The organism is Bradyrhizobium sp. P5_C11_2 (genome assembly GCF_054049755.1).
On the sequence record NZ_JBFULT010000821.1, the window covers coordinates 1 to 2,416 of the forward strand.

Consider the following 2,416-nt stretch of genomic DNA (forward strand, 5'->3'; position numbering starts at 1 on the left):
ACCTGCCGCATGCGCTGCCGGCGATCTTCTCAGGGTTGAAAGTGTCGGTGACCCTTGCCGTGGTTGGCGCCGTCGTCGGCGAGTTCGTCGGCTCCAATTCCGGCATCGGCTATGTGATGCAGCGTTCGATCGGCACGTTCGACCTGCCGACGATGTTCGCGGCGCTCGTGATCCTGGCGCTGCTCGGCGTGGTGCTGTTCTGGATCGTGGACCGGATCGAGAAGCTGGTCATTCCCTGGCATGTCAGCCAGCGCGAGGACGTGATTTTCGCCTCTTAGCAATAACCAAAGCAACGAACGGCCACCAACGGCCGACGCAACAAGGGCAAGGGAGAGAAACGATGAAGCGGTGGATAGGAGCTGCATCAGTGGCGCTGATGGTGTTCGCGGCCATGCCGGCGCAGGCAGCCGACAAGGTCGTGCTGATGCTGAACTGGTACGTCTATGGCGAGCACGCGCCGTTCTATTACGGCAAGGCCAAGGGCATTTATGCCGCCGAAGGCATCGACCTCGAGATCCAGGAAGGCCGCGGCTCGGCTGCGACCACGCAGGCGGTCGCCGCCAAGACCGCCGACTTCGGCTATGTCGACGTGCCCACCATGATGCGCGCCGCGATCAAGGGCGCGCCGGTGATCGCGACCGGCGTGCTGCTCCAGACCTCACCGATGTCCGCCATGGGTTTTGCTGACAAGAACATCAGGAAGCCCGAGGACATCAAGGGCAAGACGGTGGCGATCACGCCGGCCGACTCCATGACCCAGATCTGGCCGCTGTTCCTGAAGAAGACCGGCCTGAAGGAAAGCGATTTCCAGACGGTCGCGGGCGAYGGCCAGACCAAGCTCAACGCGGTCATCAACGGCCAGGCTGATCTGCTGCTCGGCTACGTCATGGACCAGTCGATGAAGATCAAGGACGCCACCGGCAAGGACGTCTATCCGATCAAGTTCGCCGACTACGGCATCAACATGGTCTCCTCCGGCATCATCGCCAACTCCGACTATGTGAAGGCCAATGCCGATCTCGTCCGCCGCTTCATGTCGGCGACGACCAMGGCGGTCGAAGCCGCCGAGAAGGAGCCGAAGGCGGCGGCGCAGTCGATCCTCGATGCCAACCCGAAGGGCGGCAAGATCGAGACGCTGACGCAGGGCTTTGAGCTGACCATTCCGCTCTACCGGACGGCGGAGACCAAGAGCAAGCGGCCGTTCCAGGTCACCGACCAGAACATGACGGACTCCGTCAATCTGATGGTCGAATATGGCGGGCTCGACGCCAAGGCCAAGGAGAACCCGAAAGCCTTCTACACCAGCGATTACCTGCCGAAGAGCGGCTCGTGAGCGACAAATATCCGCTGTCGTCCCGGCGAAGGCCGGGACCCATAACCACCGTCCACGCTTGTTACGGAAGGTCTCTCGCCGCGTGCCCAAACGCGCCGGCACGGCGTATGGGTCCCGGCGTTCGCCGGGACGACGGGCGGAGAGGGTTGCGATGAATCCTGCGACCAAACCAATCGACGCACAGCCGGCCGCGCATCTGAGACTGGTGAGCGACCGGGCCGCCGGCGAGGCGTCGGGCATCAAGCTGTCAGGCGTGTCGAAGACCTACCGGACGCGCGACGGCGACGTGCCGTCGCTGCGGCCGCTCGATTTTGACATCAACGAGGGCGAGTTCTTCGTCGTGGTCGGTCCATCCGGCTGCGGCAAGTCCACGCTGCTCAAGCTGATCTCCGGGCTGTTGCCGCCGTCGGCCGGCGAAATCCTGGTCGAGGGCGAGAAGGTGACGAAGCCGCATGGCAATGTCGGCATCGTGTTCCAGAACGCGCTGCTGCTTCCATGGCGCAACATCCTTTCCAACGTGATGCTGCCGATCGACATGAAGCGGTTGCCGCGGCAAAAATATCTCGACCGCGCCAAGGCGCTGTTGAAGCTGGTCGGGCTGGAAGGCTTCGAGAAGAAGCTGCCCTGGCAGCTCTCCGGCGGCATGCAGCAGCGCACCTCGATCTGCCGCGCGCTGGTGCATGATCCAAAAATCATGCTGATGGACGAGCCGTTCGGTGCCCTCGATGCGCTGACGCGCGAGCGCATGAATGTCGAGCTGATGCGGATCCAGCGCGAGACCAGGAAGACCGTGCTGCTGATCACGCATTCGATTCCGGAGGCCGTGTTCCTCGCCGACCGCGTGCTGGTGATGACCGAGCGGCCCGGTGCGATCGCGGCGATCTACGACGTGCCGCTGCCGCGCCCGCGTTCGCTCGACGTGATGGCCGATCCGGTCTTCACCGAGCTCGTGCAGCGCATCCGCAAGCATTTCTTTTCGCAAGGGGCACTGGATTAGGTGGTCATGCTGTTCTCTGAACGGGCCATATGCACGGTGCGCTCCCTCCCCCGCCTGCGGGGGAGGGCTGGGGAGAGGGTGTCTCC

The 2,416-nt window shown here is 63.5% G+C and carries 3 protein-coding genes; all 3 read left to right on the forward strand.

Annotated elements, in window-relative coordinates; genetic code table 11:
* Window positions 1-278 (forward strand): ABC transporter permease (locus ACXJL8_RS39015; protein ID WP_456686812.1); only part of this gene is annotated, 278 nt, incomplete at its 5' end.
* 62 nt (window positions 279-340) lie between these two features.
* Window positions 341-1,333, forward strand: a complete 993-nt coding sequence (locus tag ACXJL8_RS39020; RefSeq protein ID WP_456686813.1) for an ABC transporter substrate-binding protein — start codon at window positions 341-343, stop codon at window positions 1,331-1,333.
* A 151-nt stretch (window positions 1,334-1,484) separates the two neighbouring features.
* Window positions 1,485-2,330, forward strand: coding sequence for an ABC transporter ATP-binding protein (locus ACXJL8_RS39025; protein ID WP_456623143.1), 846 nt, complete (start codon window positions 1,485-1,487; stop codon window positions 2,328-2,330).
* The last annotated feature ends 86 nt before the right edge of the window (window positions 2,331-2,416 follow it).